18 protein-coding genes and 1 tRNA gene are annotated in these 24,668 nt (G+C 67.8%); 12 read left to right on the top strand and 7 right to left on the bottom strand.

All coding sequences use genetic code 11. The annotated features are described in order from the left end of the window. Positions 1-136: 136 nt before the first annotated feature. The 4 genes from ACFUTU_RS08210 to ACFUTU_RS08195 all read right to left on the bottom strand — a co-directional run bounded on the left by ACFUTU_RS08210 (position 137) and on the right by ACFUTU_RS08195 (position 8,550). Positions 137-1,015 (bottom strand): Fpg/Nei family DNA glycosylase, encoded by an 879-nt coding sequence (locus tag ACFUTU_RS08210; RefSeq protein ID WP_377963023.1) that lies wholly within the window; start codon positions 1,013-1,015, stop codon positions 137-139. Then, positions 1,008-6,140, bottom strand: a complete 5,133-nt coding sequence (locus tag ACFUTU_RS08205) for a DEAD/DEAH box helicase (RefSeq protein WP_377963021.1) — start codon at positions 6,138-6,140, stop codon at positions 1,008-1,010. Before ACFUTU_RS08205 ends, ACFUTU_RS08210 begins: the two co-directional genes overlap by 8 nt. Positions 6,141-6,195: 55 nt before the next feature. Continuing rightward, positions 6,196-7,716 carry an FAD-dependent oxidoreductase gene (locus tag ACFUTU_RS08200; RefSeq protein ID WP_377963019.1) on the bottom strand — a complete coding sequence of 507 codons (1,521 nt, stop codon included), beginning with the start codon at positions 7,714-7,716 and terminating at the stop codon, positions 6,196-6,198. 159 nt (positions 7,717-7,875) lie between these two features. Next, complete coding sequence (locus ACFUTU_RS08195; protein ID WP_377963017.1) at positions 7,876-8,550, bottom strand: DUF4232 domain-containing protein; 675 nt, start codon at positions 8,548-8,550, stop codon at positions 7,876-7,878. 469 nt (positions 8,551-9,019) lie between these two features. Between ACFUTU_RS08195 and ACFUTU_RS08190 the strand changes: the two genes are divergently transcribed. The 3 genes from ACFUTU_RS08190 to ACFUTU_RS08180 are packed head-to-tail and all read left to right on the top strand — an operon-like array spanning position 9,020 to position 15,778. Beyond that, positions 9,020-12,193 carry an efflux RND transporter permease subunit gene (locus ACFUTU_RS08190; RefSeq protein ID WP_377963015.1) on the top strand — a complete coding sequence of 1,058 codons (3,174 nt, stop codon included), beginning with the start codon at positions 9,020-9,022 and terminating at the stop codon, positions 12,191-12,193. Further along, positions 12,190-12,639, top strand: a complete 450-nt coding sequence (locus ACFUTU_RS08185) for a hypothetical protein (protein ID WP_377963013.1) — start codon at positions 12,190-12,192, stop codon at positions 12,637-12,639. Before ACFUTU_RS08190 ends, ACFUTU_RS08185 begins: the two co-directional genes overlap by 4 nt. A 1-nt stretch (position 12,640) precedes the next feature. Beyond that, the gene (locus ACFUTU_RS08180; protein WP_377963011.1) at positions 12,641-15,778 is read left to right on the top strand and encodes an efflux RND transporter permease subunit; all 3,138 of its coding nucleotides are present in this window, start codon (positions 12,641-12,643) and stop codon (positions 15,776-15,778) included. On the opposite strand, the gene ACFUTU_RS08175 is transcribed toward ACFUTU_RS08180, so the two are convergent. Then, on the bottom strand, positions 15,775-16,356 hold the full coding sequence (locus ACFUTU_RS08175; RefSeq protein WP_377963009.1) for an SRPBCC family protein: 582 nt from the start codon (positions 16,354-16,356) through the stop codon (positions 15,775-15,777). The genes ACFUTU_RS08180 and ACFUTU_RS08175 overlap by 4 nt on opposite strands. A 105-nt stretch (positions 16,357-16,461) precedes the next feature. Between ACFUTU_RS08175 and ACFUTU_RS08170 the strand changes: the two genes are divergently transcribed. Continuing rightward, positions 16,462-16,851, top strand: a complete 390-nt coding sequence (locus ACFUTU_RS08170) for a hypothetical protein (RefSeq protein WP_377963007.1) — start codon at positions 16,462-16,464, stop codon at positions 16,849-16,851. Positions 16,852-17,202: 351 nt separating this feature from the next. On the opposite strand, the gene ACFUTU_RS08165 is transcribed toward ACFUTU_RS08170, so the two are convergent. Further along, a tRNA-Ser gene (locus ACFUTU_RS08165) sits at positions 17,203-17,292 on the bottom strand. A gap of 158 nt (positions 17,293-17,450) precedes the next feature. Here ACFUTU_RS08165 and ACFUTU_RS08160 point away from each other — a divergent pair. From ACFUTU_RS08160 to ACFUTU_RS08145, 4 genes are read left to right on the top strand one after another with little or no spacing between them, the layout of a single operon-like run. After that, a complete protein-coding gene (locus ACFUTU_RS08160) occupies positions 17,451-18,491 on the top strand; it encodes a zinc-binding alcohol dehydrogenase (protein ID WP_377963005.1) in 1,041 nt (346 codons plus the stop codon). A gap of 3 nt (positions 18,492-18,494) precedes the next feature. After that, entirely contained in the window at positions 18,495-18,893 is a 399-nt protein-coding gene (locus ACFUTU_RS08155) for a 6-pyruvoyl tetrahydropterin synthase family protein (RefSeq protein WP_377963003.1), read from the top strand. A gap of 7 nt (positions 18,894-18,900) precedes the next feature. Further along, complete coding sequence (locus tag ACFUTU_RS08150) at positions 18,901-20,151, top strand: glycosyltransferase family 4 protein (protein ID WP_377963111.1); 1,251 nt, start codon at positions 18,901-18,903, stop codon at positions 20,149-20,151. 4 nt (positions 20,152-20,155) lie between these two features. Further along, entirely contained in the window at positions 20,156-21,382 is a 1,227-nt protein-coding gene (locus ACFUTU_RS08145; protein WP_377963001.1) for a DNA glycosylase AlkZ-like family protein, read from the top strand. A gap of 32 nt (positions 21,383-21,414) precedes the next feature. On the opposite strand, the gene ACFUTU_RS08140 is transcribed toward ACFUTU_RS08145, so the two are convergent. After that, positions 21,415-21,933, bottom strand: a complete 519-nt coding sequence (locus tag ACFUTU_RS08140) for a nucleoside deaminase (RefSeq protein WP_377962999.1) — start codon at positions 21,931-21,933, stop codon at positions 21,415-21,417. Positions 21,934-21,993: 60 nt separating this feature from the next. Here ACFUTU_RS08140 and ACFUTU_RS08135 point away from each other — a divergent pair, with 60 nt between their 5' ends. The 4 genes from ACFUTU_RS08135 (at position 21,994) to ACFUTU_RS08120 (ending at position 24,651) form a co-directional block, all read left to right on the top strand. Next, positions 21,994-22,827 carry a phosphatase PAP2 family protein gene (locus ACFUTU_RS08135; RefSeq protein ID WP_377962997.1) on the top strand — a complete coding sequence of 278 codons (834 nt, stop codon included), beginning with the start codon at positions 21,994-21,996 and terminating at the stop codon, positions 22,825-22,827. 12 nt (positions 22,828-22,839) lie between these two features. Beyond that, positions 22,840-23,475, top strand: coding sequence for a uracil phosphoribosyltransferase (upp, locus tag ACFUTU_RS08130; protein ID WP_377962995.1), 636 nt, complete (start codon positions 22,840-22,842; stop codon positions 23,473-23,475). A 73-nt stretch (positions 23,476-23,548) separates the two neighbouring features. Further along, entirely contained in the window at positions 23,549-23,926 is a 378-nt protein-coding gene (locus ACFUTU_RS08125; protein ID WP_377962993.1) for a VOC family protein, read from the top strand. A gap of 44 nt (positions 23,927-23,970) precedes the next feature. Next, positions 23,971-24,651, top strand: coding sequence for an HAD-IA family hydrolase (locus ACFUTU_RS08120; RefSeq protein WP_377962991.1), 681 nt, complete (start codon positions 23,971-23,973; stop codon positions 24,649-24,651). The last annotated feature ends 17 nt before the right edge of the window (positions 24,652-24,668 follow it).

Genomic DNA, 24,668 nt, shown 5'->3' with positions numbered 1-24,668 from the left:
CGCGAGTCCGGCGACCACCAGGAGTCCGGCGACCCCCAGGAGTCCGGTGACCCCCAGGAGTCCGGTGACCGCGAGGGCGAGTCCGGGGCGCCGGTGGCTGCCTCCTGACGTTCATCCTTCCCCGCAGCCCGGGCTGTCAGGCTTCGGCGGCGCCCAGCAGTGGCTGGCACTTCGGACAGAAGTAGATGTCGCGTTCTTCCGTGACCCCTGCCGAGCCGCCCCGGTGGCCGCCACTGCCAGGCGCACTCTTGCCCAGCACGCCGTGGCGGATGGGGGTCCGGCAGCGCAGGCACGGCTGGTGCTCGCGCCGGTACACCCAGTACCCCGGCCGGCCGGCCGCCCGGCCCACCGGTGTTCCGCGGGCATTGAGCAGGGTGGTCCGGCGGCCCGGGCCGAGGTTAGCCTCGAGCAGCTGCCTGGCATCGGCAAACATGGCGGGCCAGTCCTTCACCGCGGCAACAGGCGACGCCGGGTGGATGCCGGCAAGGAAGCACACCTCGCAGCGGTAGATGTTGCCGATGCCGGCGAGGTTGCTCTGGTCCAGCAGCGCCACCCCGACCGGCACGTCGGGCTTCGCAGCCACGCGGCGTTCGGCCTCTGCCGGGTCCCAGTCGGGGCCGAGCAGGTCGGGGCCGAGGAAACCCACCGCCCTCTCCTCCTCGCTGGTCTTGATCACCTCGAGCAGGCCCAGGGAAAATCCGACGGCGTCGGCTGCGGCGGTGCGGAGCACGCACCGGGCCGTGAACCCCGGCTTCCGCCACCGGCCGCCCGGCGGGTAGACCTGCCAGCTGCCCTCCATCTTCAGGTGCGAGTGGATGGTCAGCCGTTCCTGGCCCGGGCCCACCAGCCGCATGAGCAGGTGCTTGCCGCGGGGGAGCACCTCCTCCATGGTCCAGCCGGCCAGGTTCAGGGTGGCGAAGCGGGGCACGCGGAAGTCCGACGCGAGAAGCTTCTGGCCGGCGAGGGCAGCATGCAGCTGGTTGGCGGCGCGCCAGACGGAGTCGCCTTCAGGCACGGATCCTCAGCCCCTTCGGCGTGGAATAGGCGCCAGCGGCCGTCAGCGCCGATGCGGTGGGAGTGCCGAGGATGTCGTGGCCATTGACCTTTTCCATGACGAGCTTGTCCATGGCGCCGCGTTTCACGACATCCACGAGGGCAGCAGCCGCGGCGGCAAGGACGGATTCGTCCTCCGTGAACACCAGCAGCGTCTTGCCGCCGCGCTCCACGTACAGCGCCAGAGCGCCATCGACCAAGACCACCAGGGCTCCGGCTTTCCGCCCGGGGCGGTGGCCTGTGCCGGCGTCGGCGTCGGTGGCGGGCCACGGGAGGGCGGCGCCGTAGGGGTTTGCGGGATCCGTTGCCGCCAGGGCCAGCGCCACGGGTTCCGGCTTGGCCAGCTGGGCGTCCTCGGTGTATGAGCGCAGCCGGTCAACGGTTGCGGGCACCGCAAACTGGGCGGCACCGAGATGTTCGATGAAGTAGCCGCGCCGGCAGCGCCCGGCCTCCTCCAGCCGGGCCAGGACCTTGTACACGAGGCCGAATCCGCCCAGGATGTTCTCGGCCATGACCGATCCCCGGGTGACCACGCCGTACCTGTCCAGCAGCAGCTCCGCGGTGGCGCGGGCGTGGACGGTGGGATCGAGTTCGGGCGTCGGAAGCGCTGACCAGCGGCCCGCCGCAAGGGGCGGGGTGGGCGCCGCCCCGCCGGCCGACCCGTACCGACCGCCGGACAGCCCCGGCGAGCCGAGCAGGCCCGTGCCGTGGGACCGTCCGAGCCGGCTGAGGCGGGGCGCCCGGGCCCGCGGCGCGCGGGCCACCTGCCGGTGGGCTGTGTGGCCGCCGGCGATCAGGGCCCGGACCGGCGCAAAAGTGTCCCCTGTGACCCGGCCGGCCCACGCCAGGTCCCAGATAGCGGACACGACGTCCTGGTCGCCAAGGACCGCGTCCATGCCGCCGGCAATATCGGTCAGCTGCCGGAAAAAGTAGCCGCCGCCGTTGGCCTGCAGGTGGTCCAGCAGCCGCTGCTGGGCGTCACCCGGTTCAAAGTCAGGGGCGGGGTTCAGCGTCAGTTCCACCGAGTCCGCCAGGTGCAGGCTGATCCAGCCGTCGTTGCCCGGCAGCGCCCCGGCCCCCGACCACAGGACCTCCCCGGCGGCCATGAGCTCGTCCAGCATGGCCGGCTGATAGTTGGACACGCGGCTGGCGAGCACCAGCGGTTCCCAGGCCGAGGCCGGTATGGGCACGCCGGAAAGCTGGTCCACGGCGGTCACGATGCCGTCCAAGCCGCGCAGCGCCGAATGTCCCCGTCTGCCGCCGGGAGTGCGGACATTTTGCCAGGCCGGAAGGAACCTGCCGTAGGCGGTGATGTCCACGGGTTCCACCTCGGCACGCAGGGCGGCGAGGGAACGGCGGCGGAGCTTGCGGAGGACTTCGGCGTCGCACCATTCACTGCCAGCCAGCGCCACTGCGGCGGATGCGACGGCCGAGGCAGCCGCCGCTTCCGTGACCGGATCAAGGCCTGAGCCGGACTCTGCGCCGGACAGGCCGGCCTCGCCCTCAGCGGCTGCAGGCTCAGCTACGGGGGATTCGGCGTGGGGGCGGAACTCGCCCTCAACCACGCGGCCGTCGGCCGCCAGCCGCTTCAGGGCAGTTCCGACGACGGCGGCACCAAGTCCCAGCCTGGCGGCGGCTTCGGTGGCGGTAAACGGGCCATGGGTGCGGGCATACCGCGACACGAGGTCGCCCAGCGGGTCGGCCACCGGCTCGATGAAGGCAAGGGGGACGCCCATGGGCAGCGGCACGCCGATGGCGTCGCGCAGCCGGGCCGCGTCTTCCACCGCGGCAAAGCGTTCGACGCCGGCAATGGCCACCTTGATGGCCCGGTTAGCCCGCTGGAGCGCGGCGAGATGCCCGGCGGCCTCGGCCAGTGTCGCCTGCGACGGCGGGGCTTCGGCAGGCGTGGTTTCGGCCCGCTCAACCTGAGGCTCGGCCCCGAGAGTCTCGCTTTCGGCGGGCTCAACCAGCAGTTCGGTTTCAACAGTCTGGATTTCGGCAGGCTGAACCGGCGGAGCAAGCCTGGCGGCGACCTCCCCGGCATCCAGCGGGCCGAGCAGGCGGAGGAGATCGGCCACCCCCTCGACGCCGCGGACCTTCCGATCGGGGGCCAGGCGCTGCAGCTCGCGTTCGGTGGCGTCGATGACCCGCGCGTCCAGGAGTTCACGCAGTTCCACCCGGCCCAGGAGTTCATTCAGCAGCGTGGAGTCGAGCGCCAGCGCAGCCGCCCGGCGTTCGGCGAGCGGGGAATCGCCCTCATAGAGGAACTGCGCCACGTAGCCGAACAGCAGGGATTTGGCGAAGGGGGACGGCTGCTGCGTGGTGGTCTGGACAATCCGTAGTTCACGCCGTTCAACCGAGGCGGCGATGTCCTTCAGGGCCGGCAGATCGTACACATCCTGCAGGCATTCCCGGACCGTTTCCAGCACGATCGGGAACGACGGGTATTTCCGGGCGACGTCCAGCAGCTGGGCGGACCGCTGGCGCTGCTGCCACAGCGGCTGCCGCTTGCCGGGTGTCTGCCGCGGCAGCAACAAGGCACGCGCCGCGCACTCGCGGAAGCGGGACGCGAACAGGGCGCTGCCGCCCACCTCGGCGGTGACAATCTGCTCCAGCTCCTCCGGGTCGAACAGGAATAGCTCGGCCCCGGGAGGCTCGTCCTCCATCATGGGCACCCGGAGCACGATGCCGTCGTCTGCGGCCATGGCGGAACCGTCCAGACCGTACCTCTGGTGCAGCCGCTGGCCCACGGCAAGGGCCCAGGGCGCGTGGACCGGCATGCCGAAGGGACTGTGCAGAATGACCCGCCAGTCGCCGAGTTCGTCATGGAAGCGTTCCACCACCAGCGTGGTGTCGCTCGGGACCACCTCGGTGGCCTGCTTCTGCTCGGACAGGTACTGCAGGAGGTTGTTGGCGGCGAAGTCGTCAAGGCCGCTGGCCTTGCAGCGTTCGGTGGCGGGGCCGACGTCGGACCCTGACAGTTCGCGGACGAACGCGCCAAGGGCGCGGCCCAGGTCCACAGGGCGGCCCAGGGAATCGCCCTTCCAGAAGGGCAGTTTGCCGGGCTGGCCGAAGGCCGGCGAGACAAGGACGCGGTCGTGCGTGATGTCTTCGATCTTCCAGCTGGTGGCGCCCAGGGCGAAGATGTCTCCAACGCGGGATTCGTAGACCATCTCCTCGTCGAGCTCGCCGACCCGGCGGCCGCCCTTGGCCGGGGCCGTTCCGGAGCCCTTGCCGTCGCCGGCCCCCGCAGGTGAGGCGGACCCCTCCATCTCCGTGCCGATGATGTAGACACCGAACAGCCCCCGGTCCGGGATGGTGCCGCCGGAGGTAACGGCCAGCCGCTGGGAGCCGGGTCTGCCCTCGATGGTTCCGGCGTTCCGGTCCCAGACGATCCGGGGACGGAGCTCGGCGAACTCATCCGAGGGGTAACGCCCGGCCAGCAGGTCCAGTGTGGCCTCGAAGGCGGACCGGGGAAGCGTGGCGAAGGGGGCGGAACGGCGGACGGTGGAGAACCATTCCTCGACGTCGATGCTCCCGAGCGCCGTGGCGGCAACGGTCTGCTGGGCCAGGATGTCCAGCGGGTTGGCCGGCACGCTCAGGCGTTCGATTTTGCCATCCAGCATGCGTTCAACCGTGATGGCGGTGTGCACGAGGTCGGCGCGGTGCTTGGGGAAAAGGTAACCCTGGGAAATCTCGCCCACCTGGTGCCCGGCCCGGCCCACCCGCTGCAGCCCGCTGGCCACCGAGGGCGGGGACTCGACCTGCACCACGAGGTCCACGGCACCCATGTCGATGCCGAGTTCCAGCGAGGACGTGGCCACAACGCAGCGGAGCCGGCCCGACTTGAGGTCGTCCTCGATCAGGGCACGCTGGTCCTTGGAGACGGAACCGTGGTGGGCCCGGGCCAGCAGCGGTTCGGCCCCCGCGGTGCTGCCGGCCTGCGCCATCATGTGTGCAGGCGTGCCGGTGGACGCCGGGACGCCGGCAGGAACGGATGGTACAGGATCATCCCAGCCCCCGCCCACCGTCAGGAGCTGGCGTTCGGCATGGATCTCGTTGAGCCGTGCCGTGAGGCGTTCCGCCAGCCGCCGCGAGTTGGCAAACACGATGGTGGACTGGTTGGCGAGCACCAGGTCCACGATTTTTTCCTCCACGTGTGGCCAGATCGATGCCTGCGGCTGCAGGCCGGACGCCGGACCGGAATCGAAGGCGCCGGCAGCGCCCTGCAGATCGGACATGTCCTCCACAGGGACGGAAACCGTCAGATCCCAGTTCTTCCGTGCCGGAGGCGCCACGATCTCCACAGGTGCCGAGCCGGCGAGGAACTGTGCCACCAGCTCCCGCGGCTCAACCGTGGCCGAGAGCCCGATCCGTTGCGCGGGCGTCGGCAGCAAGGCGTCCAGCCGCTCGAGCGAGACGGCGAGGTGTGCGCCGCGCTTGGTGCCTGCCACGGCGTGGACCTCGTCCACGATGATGGTGTCCACCTCGCTGAGCGTTTCCCGCGCCCTGGAGGTGAGCATCAGGAAGAGGGACTCGGGGGTGGTAATCAGAATGTCCGGCGGATTGCTGAGCAGCGCACGGCGGTCCGAGGCGGGGGTATCGCCGGAGCGGACTCCGACGGTGATCAGCGGTGCCGGCAGGTCCAGCCGTTTGGCCGTCTGTGTGATGCCGATGAGGGGCGAGCGGAGGTTGCGTTCGACGTCGACGCCAAGCGCCTTGAGCGGGGATATATAGAGTACGCGGGTTTTCCGTTTGGGCTTCCGTGCCCTGGCCGGCTTGGCCCTGGCCTCGTCCTGGGGCTGTTCCAGGCCCGGCAGCACCCCGGCCCCGGGCATGGCAGGCGCCGTTGCTGAGGCCCCGGACACCAGCAGCCGGTCCAGCGCCCACAGGAACGCCGCGAGTGTCTTGCCTGAGCCCGTGGGGGCCACCACGAGTGCATGGGAGCCGGAAGAAATCGCGTTCCACGCCCCCTGCTGCGCGGGGGTGGGCTCGGAGAAGGCACCGAGGAACCACTCCCGGGTGGGCCGGCTGAACTGGCCCATCGGGTCCCCTGGTGAAGTGCGGGCGGGCTCCTGCGACTGCATGCCTCCATCATGCCTCACGGCACTGACAGCCAGAGGAGCATGAGGCGCGCACGCCCTATTCGGCTGCGGGCAGGTCCCGCGTGGCCGGCCCCTCCAGGACCTGCCCGGTGTTGCTGAACCGGGAGCCGTGCAGCGGACAGTCCCACGACTTTTCGTTGTCGTTCCAGTGCAGGATTCCGCCCAGGTGCGTGCAGACCGCAGACAGGCTGCACGTCGTTCCGTCAACGGTGGAGGTGGCAACGGGCTTGCGTTCGCGCATCGTCACGGTGCCCGTGCCTTCTGCCGGGGCGGTTGCCGGGGCGGCCCCGCCGGCGGTGACGCCGCCAGCCGACGTGGGCGGCTTTTGCAGCCTGCCCCAGTCCTTGGCCAGTGTGGCCGCCACGCCGGCGTTGAGGGATATGGCTGAGGCGGCACCCGGAGGCGACGTGACCCTCCGGTGGATGGTGTCGGCCCATGGCAGCTGGCCGCCCAGGATATCCGCGGCGATACCCAGGGATGCCGCCACGGCGTTGGTCATTCCCCACTTGTTGTAGCCGGTGCCGAAGAAGATCCGCCCGCGGCCGCGGGGCAGCTTGCCGAAGAACGGCATGAGGTTGGTTGCCTGGTAGTCCTGCGCCGACCAGGTGTGGGTGACGGTGGCGCCGGGGAAGTGTTCCCGGGCCCAGGACAGCACGTTGTCCAGGTGTGCCTGTTCCGAGCGTGCCTTGCCCACCGGGTGCCCGTTGCCGCCCACCAGGAGGAGATTCCGGCCGTCGGCCGGGTAGTCCCGGATGGACCGCACGGGCTGCTCCACGGAAATGTACATGCCCTCGGGCGGGGCGGCGTTCCCGGCGAGTTCGAGGGCTGCGGCGTAGGAGCGGTTTGGCTTAAGTTTGGCGAAGTAGAGGCCCCGGTTCAGGATGGGGGTGCCGGTGGCCAGCACGACGGAGTCGGCCTGGACCGACCCCTGGTCGGCATGGACCGTCGACGGCCCCGCGCCGGTGACGTTCCGGACCCTGACCCCGGTGACAATCCGGCCGCCGTGGCTCCGGACGTCCTCTGCCAGCGCATTGAGCACATCCATGGGGTTGATCTGGGCCTGCCCGCGAAGGCGCACGGCGCCACGGATGGGAAACGGCAGTCCAGCGTCGCGGACGTAGTCCACCTCCAAATCGGCGGCGAGGGCTGCGGTGAGCTCCGCACGGACCGCTTCGGTGCCCTCCTGCGTGGCGGCATAGGTGAAGGCGTCGCGCAGCTGAAAGGGCACACCGCGCTGCTCCAGGTACCGCAGCAGCCAGGCCTGCCCCTCCCGGTTGCCGGCCACATACGCGTCCACCACCTTCTGGGGGTATTGCTGCCGGAGGGATGAGAGTACGGTGCCCTGCAGCAAAGTGACCTTGGCCGTTGTGTTGCCGGTGGCCACGGCGCCCAGGCCGCGTGCTTCCAGGACCAGCACGTTCTGTCCCGAACGGGCCAGAAGCAGCGCCGTGACCAGGCCGGTCAGGCCCGCCCCCACCACGACCGTGTCGAAGGACTCGCCGGGGGTGAACGGATCGCCGGTAAAAGTGTCGGTGCGGTCCAACCAGAGTGACGTCACTGCCTCAACCCGCCTTTGGCCTGCGTCTTTGCCGCGGGGCGTTCCCGCGGCGGGCTCCCGCACTACCAGCGGGGACCCCGACGTAACCGTAAGTGTACTTACGAACTTAGGGTCGGAACAGGGCTGCGGCACGGCAGGTTGCCTGAAGCAAGTTGTGGCCTAACGGGCCTGGAAAGCGCCGATGGTCAGGAGGTCGATGGAAGCATTGCTGCAGGCATCCGACGGCCGGGCCACGAACAGGGACGCCGTGTCCTCCGGCGGATAGATCCGGAAACCGGCAGCCGCGGTCTTGTTGCAGTCCGGGTAGTTCCCCGCCTGCGTGTAGCGGAGCACTGCGCTGCCCGACTTCCCTGGCGCCAGCAGGACATCCTGGACCGCCACGGAGGTGTCGCGCTGAGCGGGGGCACCGATCGGCTGGCCGTTGGGTCCGGTGGTCAGGGACACGCCCGCAAACCCCTTCAAATGGCAGGAGGCCTTGCCGCTGTTGGTGAGGATCAGCTCCATGTAGACGCTGCCCGCGGCACCGCCGCCTGTCGCGTCAGTGGTGGCTTTCAGTTCCGAAGCCTTGCACAGCTGGGTGCCGGCGGCCGTGGACTGGGGTGCCGCCGAGGTGGGGGCCGGGGAGGCCGGCTCAGTTTCCGAGGGCGGGACAGAGGTCGACGGCGGGGTGGAAGTTTCGGGGGCTGCCTGCGTGCTCGGGGTGGTTGAGCCGGTTGCCGGTTCAGTTGTCCCCTGGGTGGCGGGCTGGTTTGGTCCGCAGGCGGTGAGCAGCAGCGCCAGTGCGGCAGCCGCCGTCGTGCTAAACAGTCCGTTGTTGATTCGCTGAGACCTCATGGCACTAACATTGCTGGCCTTCCTGCAGGAGTCAACGAAGGCGCGGCGGAGACCCTCATTTGACGCCCTGATTGTGACATCGGGACCACGGAGCCTTTTCGTTCGGCTCCAAGAGCTTCCCGCCGACGTTGATGCAACGATAAACCAGTTTTGTAGCGCAGAATTAGCGAATTTACGCGGAAAAGTTGCGTTGATCTGCAGTTTTCGGTGTGCCAAAATGATCTTGGTCTTACTTGTCCACACCCCTTGTAGGAACCGAAAACCGGCAAGGAATCCGTCAAGAAAACAAAGCTCGCAGTCTGGCCGCGATCCATCATCACTCCCGTGGCCGGAAGTGTCCCCCGGCAAGGGGGATGCGCAGGGTTGAGGGGAGACAGCTCGGCACTCGTCCGCGGCAACGCCGCCGCGGACGTTCCTGAAGAGGCGCATCAGTCATTGGTTTCCGGCAACGCCGCCGAAGCCAATAACGATGGGGGCTGAGGATATGACCGGTTGGCTTGTCCGCTGGAGTCTTAAGTTTCGATTGATTGTTTTAGCCGCTGCTGCCGGCATTCTGGGGTACGGATTAACCGCCCTGCCGTCAATGCCAGTGGATAATCTTCCAGAATTCTCTCCGCCGCACGTGGAGATCCAAACCGAGGCACTGGGCCTGTCCGCCGTGGAGGTCGAACAGCTCATTACCTCGCCCATGGAGGCCGACCTGCTGAACGGGGTTGCCTGGCTCGACGAAATACGGTCGAAGTCAGTCCCGGGCCTCTCCTCAATTGAGATGGTTTTTGAGCCGGGCACCGACATTCTCCGCGCCCGGCAGCTCGTGGCAGAGCGCCTGACGCAGGCTTTCGCGCTGCCCAACGTGTCGTCCCCGCCCGTGCTGATGCAGCCGCTCTCCTCGACGAGCCGCGTCATGATGGTGCAGATGACGTCCCAGGACGTCTCGCCGATCGACATGTCCGTCCTGGCCCGCTGGGACGTCAAACCGGCCCTGATGGGTGTCCCGGGCGTGGCAAACGTCTCCATCTACGGCCAGCGTGAACAGCAGCTGCAGGTGCAGGTGGACCCGAAGCAGCTCCGCGCGAAGAACGTCACCCTTAACCAGGTGGTCGAGACGGCCGGAAACGCGGTGTGGGTGTCCCCGCTGAGCTTCCTCGAAGCCTCAACCCCGGGCACGGGCGGCTTCCTCGAGTCAGCCAACCAGCGCATCGGCATCCAGCACGTGCTTCCGATCCGCACGCCGGAAGACCTCGGCAAAGTCAGCGTTGAAGGCGCAACCGACAAGTCCCTGACCCTGTCCGACGTCACCACCCTCAGCGAGGACCACCAGCCACTGATTGGCGATGCCGTCACCGGCAAGACGCCCGGCCTGCTGCTGGTCATCGAGAAATTCCCGGACACGAGTGTCGCGGAAGTGACTGACGGCGTTGAGGCGGTCCTGGACGGGCTGCGCCCAGGCCTTTCCGGCATCACCGTGGACTCCACCGTGTTCCGGCCGGCTTCGTTTGTTGAGTCGGCTGTCGGCAGCCTGGGCCTCGCCCTGCTGGTCAGCCTCCTGGTGGTCACCGCCCTGATCGGCCTTGCGTTCCGCTCCTGGCGCTACGCCCTGCTGGCCCTGGTCTCCATTTCGGTGGCGGCCATGGCTGCTGCATTGGTGCTGCAGTTCCAGGGAGCGGTCCTGAACGTCATGGCGTTCGCCGGCCTGGTCCTGGCCCTGCTGGTTGTGATCGGCGATGTCATCACGGACCTGCACAGCTTCCGGCGGGAATCGGCCGATGACCGGGTGTCGCGCGAAGCGCTGCTGGCCCACGGGCTGCAGCGGTCCCGCGTCCCTGTCCTGTTCGCGGGACTCGCGGCGCTGCTGGCCCTGGCACCGTCACTGTTTGTTCCCGGCGTCGAAGGGGCGTTCCTGAAGCCCCTGGTGCTGTCCTACCTGCTGGCCACCGCTGTGGCCATGCTCGTTGCCCTGACAGTCACGCCCGCGCTCGCGAGCCTGCTGCTGCGGGGTCACCGGCGGCCGCGGCGCAGCCTTTCGATCCTCCGCAAGGCGCGGCTCGGCTACGAGCGTGCGGCTCGGGCCTTCACCGGAGCCATAGCCACCGTCGTCGCCCTTGCGGCGGCTGCCCTGGCCATTGCAGCACTGGCAATCGTCCCTTCAGCCACGAAGGAACTTCCTGTTGTGGCCGCTGTTCCTGACCGGACCCTCCTCGTGGAGTGGGCCGGAGCCGCAAGCACCGGGGCCGATGTGATGAGCCGGGTGATGACCAACGCCAGCGAAGAGCTCAGCGGAATCGACGGAGTCGCCTCGGTGGGTGGCCATGTGGGTCGCGCCATTACCTCTGATACATCCGCTGACGTCAACGCCGGCGAGCTTTGGGTGACCATGAAGGACGGTGCGGACATCAGCAGCGTGCGCTCTGACGTTCGGGAGATCGTTGAGGGGTACCCGGGCCTGACAGCCACGGTCACCACCTACCCGGAGCAGCAGGTTGCCGCCGCCAGCGCGATCGATAACCGCCAGTTCCGCGTGCGCGTGTACGGCGTGGATCTGGACATCCTCCGGCAGAAGGCAGGCGAAATCCGCGACATCCTGGCACGTACGCAGGGTGTGGTTGAGCCGCAGGTCGATGCAACGGCAGACCAGCCTGTTGCGGAAATCGAGGTCGATCTGGCTGCGGCGCAGAAGCAGGGCATCAAGCCCGGCGATGTCAGGCGGGCGGCTGCCACCGTCCTGCAGGGCATCGAGGTCGGGTACCTGTTCGAGCAGCAGAAGGTCTTCCAGGTGATCGTCAAGGGCACGGAAGCCACCCGCAGCAGCCTGACAAGCGTCACGGACATGATGGTCGACAAGCCAGAGGGCGGGCAGGTCCGGCTGGGTGACGTGGCCAAGGTCACGCTGCGCCCGAACCAGACGGTGATCCATCACGACGACACATCCCGGCGCATCGACGTCGTGGCCAACATCCAGGGCCGCGACCTTGGTGACGTCACCCGGGACGTCCAGGCCGCCATCAAGGGAATGCAGTTCCCGGTGGAGTACCACGCCGAGATTCCTCCGCAGTACTCCGAGAAGGAGGCCGCCGGCTCATTTGTCTGGTGGCTGGCCCTCGCGGCAGCGGCTGGAATCCTGGTCCTGCTGCTGACGGTTCTTGGCAACTGGCGGCTCGCGGGGCTGGTCTTCGTGCTGCTTCCGGTGGCGCTGTCCGGCGGCATCGCCGCCGTCGCACTGACCGGCGGATTCGGCTCTGTCTATGTGCTGGTGGCGCTGGCGGCGGTGCTCGCCCTGGCGATCCGGGACGTGGTCATGCTGATGGGAACATACCAGTCCCTTCAGGCCCGCACCCCGTCGGATTCGCCGGCGCATCTCATGCGGCAGGCAGCCGGGGAGCGGCTGTTGCCCACTGTTCTGACCACCGTAATCACCGGGCTGGCATTGGTGCCGCTGGTGCTGCTCGGCGGCCCGGTCGGCGGCGGCATGATCCTTCCGCTGGCGCTGGTTGTGTGGGGCGGTCTCATCACTTCTGCCCTGCTGACCCTCTTTATTCTGCCGATCCTCTTCCTCCGCATTGGTCCGCGCTCCAACACGGACTGGGGGAGCTCATTGGTGATCAACAACGGACCGGTTCTGGCAGAGAGGTCGGAATTGTCATGAAAAGCAATAGTGGTTTTGGGGTCTGGCGTCCTGTTCTCGTAGTGGCCTGTGCAGCATCGATGGGGCTCTCCGGGTGTGCCGCGGTGAAACCCGCCGCCACCGCCACGTCGGCGGCGGCCAGCATGGAGAAGGCCGGCGCTGATCTGAACAAGCTGACACTGACAGACAAAGCAGTGGAACGGCTGGGAGTTACAACGGTCAAGGTGGCCAAGGGTGAAGGCAGCCCGCTGCAGGTGCCGTACGGCGCCCTCGTCTACGACGCCAACGGCAAGACCTGGGTATATACGAATCCCGAGCCGCGAACCTACATCCGGGCCGCGGTGACCGTGGACAAGATCGCCGACAACAAGGTGCAGCTCCGGTCAGGCCCGGCTGTCGGAACCGAAGTTGTCACCATTGGTGCCGCGGAACTGTTCGGCGCCGAATTCGGCACAAAGGGTCACTGACATGCGCCGGATTGTCGGGTTCAGCCTGAAATTCCGCGCCTTGGTGGTGGCCATCGCGGTGGCAATGATGGCGTTCGGCGGCGTCCAGCTCAGCACGGCCTCGGTGGACGTCTTCCCCGAATTCGCGCCCCCGAAGGTGGAAATCCAGACCATCGCCATTGGCCTGACAGCCGCCGAGGTGGAGCAGCTGGTGACCGTTCCGCTCGAAGACGCCCTCAACGGCGTCGAAGGCCTGGATGAGATCCGCTCCAAATCGGTTGAGCAGCTGTCCTCCATCGTGCTGCTTTTCGCTCCGGGGGCGGACCTGCTCAAGGCACGCCAGCTGGTTTCGGAGCGCATCGCCAACGTCACGCCGTCGCTGCCCACCTGGGCCGCCCCTCCGGTGATGCTGCAACCGCTGTCATCCACCAGCCGCGTCATGAAGATCGGCCTGACCTCGGACCAGCGGTCACTCATGGAGATGTCCATGATCACGTACTGGAAGATCCGCGCACACCTGCTGCGGGTCCCGGGCGTGGCCAATGTGGCCATCTGGGGCGAGCGCCTGCAGATGCTGCAGGTGCAGGCCATTCCGGAGAAGCTGAAGGCCAACGACGTCAGCCTGAACCAGGTCATGGAAGTCACTGCCAACGCCCTTGACGCGGGCCTGCTGCAGTATTCGCCGGGTTCCGTCATTGGCACCGGCGGCCACATTGAGACGCCCAACCAGCGGATCAGCATCCAGCACGTGCTGCCGATCACCACACCCAAGGATCTCGCGGAGATCACCATCGAGGAGAAGAACGGGAAGCCGCTCCGCCTCGGTGACGTGGCCAATGTGGTCGAGGACCACCAGCCGCTCATTGGCGACGCCGTGATCAACCAGGGCGAGGGGCTGATGCTCATCGTTGAGAAACTTCCCTGGGGCAACACCCTGGAAGTGACGAAGGGCGTGGAAGCGGCGCTGGAGCAGATGAAGCCGGGACTCAGCGGCATCAGCATTGACACGGAAATCTTCCGTCCGGCGACATTCATCGAGGAGTCCCTGAACAACCTCAGCCGGGCGCTGATGCTGGGCTGCATCCTCGTGGTGCTGGTGCTGGGGGCGTTCCTCTTCCAGTGGCGCACGGCGCTGATCAGCCTCATCGCCATCCCGCTGTCGCTGGTGACGGCGGCGTCCGTGCTTTACCTCACGGGAGCGTCGGTGAACACGATGGTCCTTGCGGGGCTGGTGATTGCCGTCGGGGTGGTGGTGGATGATGCGATCATCGACATCGAGAACATCATCCGAAGACTCCGGCAGCACCGCGCTGAGGGCGGAACAAGATCCACGGCGTCGGTGGTCCTGGAAGCCTCCCTGGAGGTCCGCGGGCCTATCATCTACGCCACGCTGATCATCATCGCCGCGGCGGTGCCGATCTTCTTCCTGCAGGGTCTGACCGGGGCCTTCTTCAGGCCGCTGGCCATCTCCTACACCCTGGCGGTGCTGGCCTCGATGCTCGTGGCGCTGACCGTCACACCCGCGCTGGCACTGATCTTCATGCGGAAAGTCCCGCTGAAGGAGCAGGAACCGCCGCTGGTGAGGGTACTGAAACGCGGCTACCGCAGGGTCCTGAGCAAGATGGTGAGGCGGCCGGTGGCGGGATACGCGACCTTCGGCGCCATGGCGGCCATCGGTGCCATCACGGCACCGCTGCTCGGGCAGTCACTGCTCCCTGATTTCAAGGAGCGCGATTTCCTGATGCACTGGCTGACCCAGCCGGGCACCTCGGTGACCGAGGAGTACCGCGTCAGCCAGAAGGCCTGCGAGGAACTGCTGACGATCCCGGGGGTCCGGAACTGCGGCTCACACATCGGGCAGGCCTTCAACGCTGACGAAGTGGTGGGTGTGTACTTCGGCGAGAACTGGATCAGCATCGACCCCGCGGTCGATTATGACAAGACGCTGAAATCCATCCACGAGGTGGTCGACGGCTATCCCGGCATTGTGCGGGACGTCCAGACCTACCTGAAAGAGAGGATCCGTGAGGTTCTCACCGGTGCCAGCGACGCCGTCGTCGTCCGGCTTTACGGGGATGACTTGGCGCTCCTGCGGTCAAAGGCGGCGGAAATTCAGTCAATCTTTGAGCAGACGGAAGGCACAGTTGCCCCACACACGGCACTGCAGAAGGATATTCCGCAGCTCAATATCGAGGTTGATCTGGAAAAGGCCCAGAGCTACGGTCTGAAGCCGGGCGATGTCCGGAGGGCAGCGGCGTGGCTGGTTGCCGGCGAGGAAGTCGGTGACGTGTACCGGGGCGGCAAGGCTTATGACGTCCAGGTCTGGAGTCCGCCGGAGGTCCGTTCCGACATCACCAGCATCAGGAACCTCCCGATCGATACCCCGAGCGGGCAGAAGATCCTGCTGTCCGATGTGGCCAGTGTCCAGGTGAAGCCGACCCCGAACGTGATCCAGCGCGATGCGCACTCGCGGCGGATCGATATCGAGGCCAACGTGAAGGAAGGCCAGCTGGGCCACGTGGTTGCGGCCATGGAGGAAGGGCTCAAGAAAGTTGAGCTGCCCCAAGGCTTCCGCACGCAGATCCTGGGTGAGTTCCAGGAGCGCCAGGCGGCCACAAGCACACTCCTGACACTCGCCATTGGCGCCTTGGCCGTGATCTACCTGCTCCTGCAGGTGGCTTTCGGCAGCTGGCGGCTGGCGACGTTGGTGATCCTTACCCTTCCGATTGCGCTGGTGGGCGGCGTGTTCGCTGCCTTCCTGGGCGGCGGTGTCCTGTCACTGGGCTCCATTGTGGGCTTCCTGACGGTCATGGGCATCGCGGCCAGGAACGGCATCCTGCTCATCAACCACTGCCAGCACCTGGAGAAATATGAGGGCGAAAAGTTCGGTCCGGAACTGGTCCTGCGGGGCGCCGGCGAACGCCTCTCGCCGATCCTCATGACCACACTGGCCACCGGGCTTGCCCTGGTGCCGCTGGTGGTCCTGGGGAACATCCCCGGCCACGAGATTGAACATCCCATGGCCCTGGTGATCCTTGGCGGGCTGGTGACGTCCACGCTGCTCAACCTGTTCGTGGTCCCGTCGCTGTACCTGAGGTTTGCCAAGCCGAAGGCCAGCCGGAACGAGGCACCGCCGGAGCCGGTACTGGCTAACGCCTAGCCACGTACCTGCCGGTCCATCCGCCGCCCACGTCCCGCCACCCGCGGGAACGTGGGCGGCGGTGGTGCGGGGACAGTGTGCGGGCCGCTTCCCGCCCGCCGGCGCCGAAGCTCCAGGGCCAGGCTTTCCTGCCCGCGGGCCATCGCCCAGCGGTGGTTGGCCGAGAACGCCGGTTTCAGCAGCCAGCTGAGCCGCCGCAGCAGCGGCTTGGTTGCGCTGACCCGCCAGTCGTAGGTGATCACGACCTCCGGCCCGTCCTGCTCGAACGTCCAGCGTCCGGTGCCGTCCAGGTCACCGGTTGCGCGGATCGCGAAGCCTTTGCTGGTGATGGGCTCCGTGACGGTCAGGGTCCAGAGCAGCGTGTAGGGCAGCCAGCCCTTGGTGTGGAGCCTGGCCATCCGTCCGACGCCGTTGTCCTCGCCCGGATGGATTTGTTCCACCCGGAGGTATACGGATGGCCACCACCGGGCGAGTCCTTCGGGGTCGCCCAGGAGTTCTGCGACGTCCGCCGCGGTCCCGGCCACGCGCCAGACCGTGACGAAGGCGTAGTCCGTGCTCCTGCTGACCTTGGCGTTCATGTCTGCCTCCTGCCCGCGAAAAGATCTGCAACCATTCAAGCGCGAGCCGCCCGTCCGCCATAGACTGCTGGCGTAAGTCACCACCCCCAAAATTGAGGAGTAGCGATGAACTACAGCGGAAGCCAGTACGAGAAGGCCGTGACGGCGGGGGATCTTGACCGCAGCCACGTCGGCCAGACAGTGAGCTTTCAGCCAAACGATTTCACCGTGGTGTTCGGCCGGATCGCCGGAATCGCCCGCACCGACGCCCAGGTGTACCTGACCCTGGACGGTGTCGGCGGCGGCACTCACCTGAAGGATGAGTACGACCTGCCCGTGGGGCATGAAGTGTACGTGCAGCTGGATCCCCTGAGCACCGCCGGGAAGACCATCTCGGATGCGGAGCGGGTCATCAAGGAGAAGCTGGACGAGATCAAGAAGAACCTTCTCGACCGCGACCAGAAGTCCGGTGGAGACCAGAAATCCGGCGCTGACCAGAATCCCGGCACCGAGTAGCCGCCGGGGATACCCGCCAAGCGAAGAACCCCGCTGCACATGTGCAGCGGGGTTCTTCTAGGCAACCGCTCCGCATATGGGGGAACACGGAGCGACCCATCAAAACTAATGGACAGCTTGCTTAGGTTCCAAATCGGCGCCACTTTTTCCCAAGCCCCCGGCGGTACTATCGCGCTACCGTCGCTGTAACGGGTCTCCATGATCTACGGCTTCGGTAGGCGGCCTGCTCTGCTAACCGGGGAATGGGCGGGCCGCCGCCCCCAAACGCCACTGTTCCGGCGAGGGTTTCCAGCGCGGGACAAAGCAAAAGGCCCCGGTTCCCTTCAGTAAGGAAACCGGGGCCCTTCTATGTGGCGGTGACGGTGGGATTTGAACCCACGTTGGCTGTTACACCAAACAACATTTCGAGTGTTGCACCTTCGGCCGCTCGGACACGTCACCAACCTGAATAGGGTACCGGAGCAAGGCCCGCATCCCCAAAACGGCATGCTTTTTCCCGGCAATGAAGCAGGAGCCAGGCGCGGAGCGCACCTCCGATGCAGGCGCGCCGGGACACATCTTCCCGGAAAACGGGCCCGGGCACTAGATTCATAAGCAAGATGACTAACCAGCAGCAGAACCAAGCAAGCGCATATTGGACCGTCGGACCCGGCCAGGGTGAACTGCGCAGCGAGACACTGCCAGTCCCCGGCCCCGGGGAGGCGCTGGTGCGCTCGCTGTATTCGGGCATCAGCAAAGGCACCGAACTTGTGGTCCACCAGGCCGCCGTTCCGCCCTGCATCGCCGAGGAGATGCGCGCCCCGCACCAGGAAGGCTCCTTCCCATCGCCCGTGAAGTTCGGCTACCTGTCGGTCGGCGTGGTGGAGCAGGGCCCCGCGGACTGGGCGGGGCAGACCGTTTTCTGCCTCCATCCGCACCAGGACCGTTACGTGGTCCCGGTAACCTCGCTCACCCGCGTTCCCGACGGCGTCCCTCCCCGCCGCGCGGTCCTCACCGGCACCGTGGAAACAGCTGTGAATGCCCTTTGGGAGGCGGGCCCCAGGCTGGGCGACCGCGTCGCCGTGATCGGCGCCGGGCTCGTGGGCGGCATGGTGGCCACCCTTCTGCGGACGTTCCCCCTGACACGGCTCCAGCTTGTCGACCTCGATCCCGTCCGCAAGGAGCTAGCCGACACACTGGGCGTGGACTTCGCCCATCCCGACGACGCCCTGCCGGACTGCGACATCGTGTTCCACTGCTCCGCGTCGGAGGGCGGGCTGGAGCGCAGCCTGAAACTGGTGGGCGACGAAGGCGAAATCATCGAAATGTCCTGGTACGCCGACCGGAAAATCACCATCCCGCTCGGTGAAGACTTCCATGCCCGCAGGCTCTCCATCCGTGCCAGCCAGGTGGGCGCCGTGGCACGGGCCCGCCGGCACCGCCGGACCAACGCCGACCGGCTGGACCTCGCCGTGTCCCTGCTGAAAGATCCGGTGTTCGAGGCCTTCCTCACGGGCGCCTCCGCGTTCGCCGACCTGCCCGGCGTGGTCCAGGACCTGGCCGACGGGCGGCTGGACGCGCTCTGCCACGTGATTGAGTACCCCGCCGCCACCGATCCCGCGATTAATGACCAGATCACAACGACCGAAACCGTGAGGTAACCCTTGTTCAGCCTGACCGTACGACGCCACTTCATGATCGCCCACAGCCTTCCGCGGGAGGTGTTCGGGCCCGCCCAGGGCCTGCACGGGGCAACCTTCGTGGCGGAGGTGACGTTCCGCCGTCGCGCCCTCAACGATGACGCCATTGTGCTGGACATCGGCGCGGCGGGCGGCATCATTGAGGAAGTGCTGGCCGGACTCAACTACCGCAACCTGGACGAGCACCCGGACTTCGCCGGAAAGCTGAGCACCACGGAGGCGCTGGCGCAGTACATCGCCCACGCCGTCGCGGAGCGCCTGCGGGAGGACACGGACGGCCGGGAACTCGCCGGCGTAGACGTCACCCTGCGCGAAAACCCCGACGCCTGGGCCACCTACTCCCTTGAGTTCGGCGCCAGCTGAGGCCCTGATGGTGCCCGCGCCGCCAGCCATCCGGCTCCTGGTTCCCGCGAACATCCGCCACAACTCCGGCGGCAACGTTTACAACGCCGCGCTGGCGCAGGGGCTGGAGCAGCTGGGCGCCGACGTGACCATCATGCCGGTCAACGGTGACTGGCCGGTGGCCAGCAAGGAAGAACGACGGCGGCTGGCCAAGTTGCTCATGTCGGGAACCAAGTCTTTGGGCACGGCGGGGGCCGCGTCAGGCAGCCGGCCGGGGGTGCCGGCGGGCACTGTGACGATCGTTGACGGCCTGGTCGCTTCCGGGGCGCCCGAAGCGCTGGAGGCTGCGGCCGCCAGCGGCCAGGCGCCCTGGGTTCTGATGCACATGCCCCTTGACGAGCACCCGGACCTGGAAGCCCGCTCGCTTCGGGCGGCAGCGGGCGTGATCTGCACCAGCGGTTCAGCGGCGGGCGAGATCACCCGGCGGCACGGCCTGGCGGGTGTCCGCGCCGCGCTGCCCGGAACTGAACGCGCCAGGCTGGCGCACGGATCGGAGCCGCCGCACCTGCTGTCTGTGGCGGCTCTGCTGCCCAACAAGGACCAGCTGACTCTCCTCAGTGCGTTGGCCCGGCTGCAGGACCTGGACTGGACCGCTGCCTTGGTCGGCTCGGCCACGGCGGACCCCGACTATGCCCGCCAGGTCGCAGCGGCCGTGGACCGGCACGGGCTGGACGGCCGGGTGCAGCTCCCCGGCGAACTGACCGGCGACGCCCTCGAGCGGCAGTGGCTCGCCGCCGACCTGAGCCTGCTGGTTTCCAAGGTGGAAGCCTTCGGCATGGCGGTCACCGAGTCCTTAGCACGCGGGGTGCCCGTCGTCGTGCGGGCCGGGACCGGGGCGGTGGAGGCGCTGGGGCTGGGGGCGGAACCGGCGCCGGGCCGTGGAGCCGATGCGGGGGCAGAGCCCGCCCTGCCTGCCGCCGCCCTGCCAGGTGCCGCCGTCGAACTGGGCGCAGGCGTTGAACTGGGTGCCGCCCCGGAAAGCACCGGCACGGCAGGCGATGACGCGGCAGGAGCCGAGGGGGACCCCGCGCCGCTGGCCGCCCTGCTGCGCGGCTGGCTCACGGACCCCGGCCTGCGTGCCGAATGGCGCCGCCGCGCCCTCGTGGGCAGGCACCTCCTGCCAGGCTGGGACGCCACCGCGCGGCAGGTGCTCGGCTACGTGGCGCCGGAAGCGTGGCCGGCCGGGCATTCCTCGCACCGGCCTGCTGATGGAGAATGAGGCCATGGCTACCCACGCTGTGCCCGCCCGCCCGCTGGAAACCGCGGCACCCCTTACCCCGGAACTGCTCCGCGCCTGGGCCTGGCACCGGCAGGGGCTGGACGGATCACTCGAAGGCCGCAGCTCGCAGGAGGTGCTCGCCACCGCCGGCTGGGCCAGGTCAGTGGGCGGTGCCAACCCGTATCTGACCCTCTTCGCCCGCGCCGGGATCCGCCGTGCGCAGGTCGACGAGGACGTCCGCGAACTCAGGATCCACGAACTGCCCACCGCCCGCGGCTGCACCTACGTGCTGGGCCGGGAGGACTTCGACTGGGCGCTGAGCCTGGGCAAGAACGCCGAGGACGCCTTCCGGGTGCTGGCCAGGCTCGGCGTGGACCGCGGTGAGATCACGCTCCTGAAGGAGCAGATCCTGCACGTCCTCGGCGAGGCGGACACCCCGTTGGACCCCCGGCAGCTCAAGGAGGAGCTGGGGGAATCGGTGCGGAACCTGGGCGAGGAGGGCAGGAAGAAGGGGGCCGCCACCACGCTGCCCACGGCGCTGGGGCTGCTGCAGGCCGACGGCCGGATCCGCCGCGTTCCGGTCAACGGGCGGCTGGACCGGCAGCGTTACGCCTACCTGCCCTGGGGCCTGCCGCCCAGCCGGCTTGGTCCCGAAGGGGCGCGCGAGGAACTGATGCGCCGCTACCTCAGCTGGACGGGCGGGGCCACCGTCAAGCAGTCCCAGTGGTTCACCGGGTTCACCCTCACGGACAGCAAGGCGGCGCTCGCCGCCGTCGGGGCTGTGGAGGTTCCCACCGCTGCGGGCGACGTGCTTTGGATGCTGCCGGCCGACGTCGAACGCCTCATGGACTTCAGCCCGCCGGAGGAGGAACAGATCCACCTGCTGGCCGGCACCGATTCGCTCGTGCTGCACCGGCGGAACGCGGCGGACCTGTTTGCGGAGGAGGACAGGGACAGGAAGTTGCTGAACGCCACCCTGGCGCTGCAGGCTGACCTGCCTGACCATCCCGTCTTTGACCGCGGCAGGATCATCGGTCTCTGGCAGTACGATCCGGGCAGGGAACGGATCGCGGCCTGGCTCTTCGCAGGCCGGACGCCCGCAGCCGAACAGCGCATCGCGGAGGTTGAGGCGTGGATCCGGGAGGATCTGGGCGACTTCCGCTCCTTCAGCCTGGATTCGCCCACGTCCCGGCAGGAGCGTATCGACGCGCTGGACGCCGCAGGTAGCTGACCGGCTGGGCCGCCCAGCCAGTGGCGCGGCACCTAGCCGACAGCTGAACTGCCGGTGCGGTGCGTCGCGAAGAACTCCCGCAGCAGCCCGCCGCATTCCTCCTCCTGCACGCCGGCATAAACCTCCACCCAGTGGTTCAGGCGCCGCTCGCGCAGGATGTCGAAGACAGAGCCCGCCGCCCCTGCCTTTTCATCCCAGGCCCCGAACACCACTCGGTGGATCCGGGCGAGGACGATCGCCCCGGCGCACATGGCGCACGGTTCCAGGGTCACCACCAGCGTGCAGTCCTCCAGGCGCCAGCCGTCGCCGCTGCCGCCGTCACGGGCTGCACGCTCCCGCAGCCGCGCGGCCGCCTCGCGGATCGCCACCACCTCGGCGTGCGCTGTGGGGTCGCCGAGGGCTTCCCTCTCGTTGCGTCCGGTACCCAGGACGGCGCCGTCCGGACCAATGACGACGGCGCCGATCGGGACGTCCTCGGTTGCCAGGGCGCGCCGGGCTTCTTCGAGGGCAAGGCCCATCCATTCCAGGTGTTGCGGATCTGCCGGGGCCATGGGTCAATGATAGTTTCGAAGGATACTTAGCATCGGACAACGCGAACGCCGGGAGTAACGATGAAGTCCCTCACTGACCGGTACGGCAGATGGCTGGGGCCCTACGCGGCCCTGTGGATCACCCTGATTGTCGGCGGCTTCCTGGTGGTCACCTTCACGCTGCTCAGTGCCGAGGTTTACAACAGCGTGGTGGACCAGGACGGCGTCTCGGGGCTGGACAAGCCCGCACTCCAGCTGGCCAAGGAGTTCCGGAACCCCGGACTTGATTCCGCCGTCACGGCCTTCACGAACATCGGTGGCGGCGTCGGCATGCCCATCCTGGCGAGCATCCTCGTGGCCTGGCTGATCTATGTCAGCCGCAGCTGGCGCCCGCTTATCCTGGTGGGCGGCGCAGCGGCCGTCTCCGTCACCGCCACCAGTGTGGGCAAAACGCTGCTGGGCCGCACCCGTCCGGACCATGTCGACGCCGTTCCGCCGTTCGAATTCTCCCCGTCCTTCCCCAGCGGGCACACACTGAACACCACGGTGGTGATAGGCATCGTGGTGTACCTGGTGTGCCTGCAGTTCCGGAAGACCTCCGCACGGGCATGGGTGATCGTTGCCGGATCGGTGTTCATCATCGCCATGGGACTGAGCCGTGTGTTCCTCGGCCACCACTGGCTGACGGACGTCATGGCCGCCTGGCTGATCGGCTCGGCCTGGACGGGCGTCGTGATCCTGGCCCACCGGCTGTTCCATCATTTCCGCCGCCGGGAGCATGCCGGCCCCGCGCCCACGTTCGAACACCCCGCCCACATCAAGGGCAGCAAAGCCGATCGGACAGAGCACGCGCAGGGGACCGCCGATGCCGGGGGAGAAGCCGGAACCAGGGGCAGGGAGCCAAGCCCCGGATGATAGTTTTGACCCATGCGCACACTCGTCGTGGACCATCCGCTGGTCGCCCACAAGCTCACCGTCCTGCGGGATAAGAACACCCCCTCGCCGGTCTTCCGCCAGCTCACCGAGGAACTGGTCACGCTCCTGGCCTACGAGGCCACCCGCGACGTCCGCACCCAGCCGGTCACCATCGAAACCCCCGTCGCTACCACCACCGGCACCGCGTTCACCAAGCCCACCCCGCTGGTGGTCCCCATCCTGCGTGCGGGGCTGGGCATGCTTGAGGGCATGACCAAGCTGGTCCCGACGGCGGAGGTGGGCTTCCTGGGCATGGCCCGCGACGAGGAAACCCTGGACATCATCACCTACGCGGAGCGCCTGCCGGACGACCTTTCGGGCCGGCAGATCTTCGTCCTTGACCCCATGCTCGCCACCGGCGGCACGCTCCGTGAGGCCATCAAGTTCCTGTTCAAGCGCGGTGCCGCCGACGTTACCTGCATCTGCCTGCTGGCCGCCCCGGAGGGCCTGGCCAAGCTGGAGGAGGAACTCAAGGGCGCCAACGTCACGATCGTCCTGGCCTCCATCGACGAGAAGCTGAACGAGAAGGCCTACATCGTGCCGGGCCTGGGCGACGCCGGCGACCGGCTCTACGGCGTCGCGGGCTAGTTCCCCGGACCCGGAGTTAAGACCTCCGCGCGGCCCTTCCGAAGCGCATGCCGCCCCGGCTAGCCTGTGCAGCATGGACTGGAAACTTGAACTCGTCTTCGTCCCGGTGTCCGATGTGGACCGTGCCAAGGACTTCTACGTCAACAAGGTCGGATTCAATGCCGACTACGACGAGCGGCCCATGGACGGCATCCGCTTCGTCCAGCTGACCCCGCCCGGTTCGGGCTGCTCAATCGCCATCGGGGAGGGACTCAACGATGCTCCTCCCGGCACCGCGCCGAGCCTCCAGCTGGTGGTCAGCGACATCAATGCCGCCCACAGCCAGCTCAAGGCGAACGGCGTGGACGTCAGTGACGTGGACATCCAGGACTGGGGCCACTTCGTCTACTTTGCCGACCCCGACGGCAACAAGTGGGCGGTGCAGTACATCCCCAATCGGCCGAACGGCTGAGTAACGAAAGGCGTCCGGGACCCGGATGAGGCAGGATGGAAGCCATGAGCCTTCCCGCCGAGTCCGCCACCGTCACGCTGACAGCCCGTGCCGTCCTGTTCGACATGGACGGCACCCTCGTGGATTCCACGGCCATCGTGGAGCGGGTGTGGGCAGAGTTCGCCGGGCGCTACGGCCTTGACCTCCCGGAAATCCTCCGCACCTCACACGGCGTGCGGGCCCTGGATACCGTCCGCCGCTTCGCTCCCGAGGGCGCTGACATCAATGCCCTGGTTGCCGAGCTCGGCCACATGGAACTGACCGAGACCGACGGCATCGTGGCCGTGCCCGGGGCGCTGCAGCTGCTCGGGTCGCTGCCGCCCGACGCCGTGGCTCTGGTGACTTCGGCGTCGCCCGACCTCGCCGCCGTCCGCATGGCCGCGGCAGGAGTGGACATGCCGGCCGCCGTGGTCACGTCCGAGGACGTGTCCCGCGGCAAGCCGCATCCGGAGGGCTACCTGCGCGGGGCATCCTTGCTGGGAGTCGCGCCGTCGGAGGCAGTGGTGTTCGAGGACGCCCCGGCCGGCATCGCCGCCGGAGTCGCCGCCGGCATCCGGACCGTCGCTGTGGGGCCGAACACTGGCGTCCTTCCTGACGGCGTGCCGCATATCCCGGACTACACGGCCGTCACCGCCTTGGTGGAAGCAGACGGGGACGGCCGCCGGGTCATCTCGCTGCGTCTCTAACCGCGGCGGGTCCAGCC

The organism is Arthrobacter sp. NPDC057388, assembly GCF_042668165.1.
In the GTDB taxonomy this organism is placed as follows: Bacteria; Actinomycetota; Actinomycetes; order Actinomycetales; family Micrococcaceae; genus Arthrobacter.
This window is presented reverse-complemented; position numbering and strand designations above follow the sequence as displayed.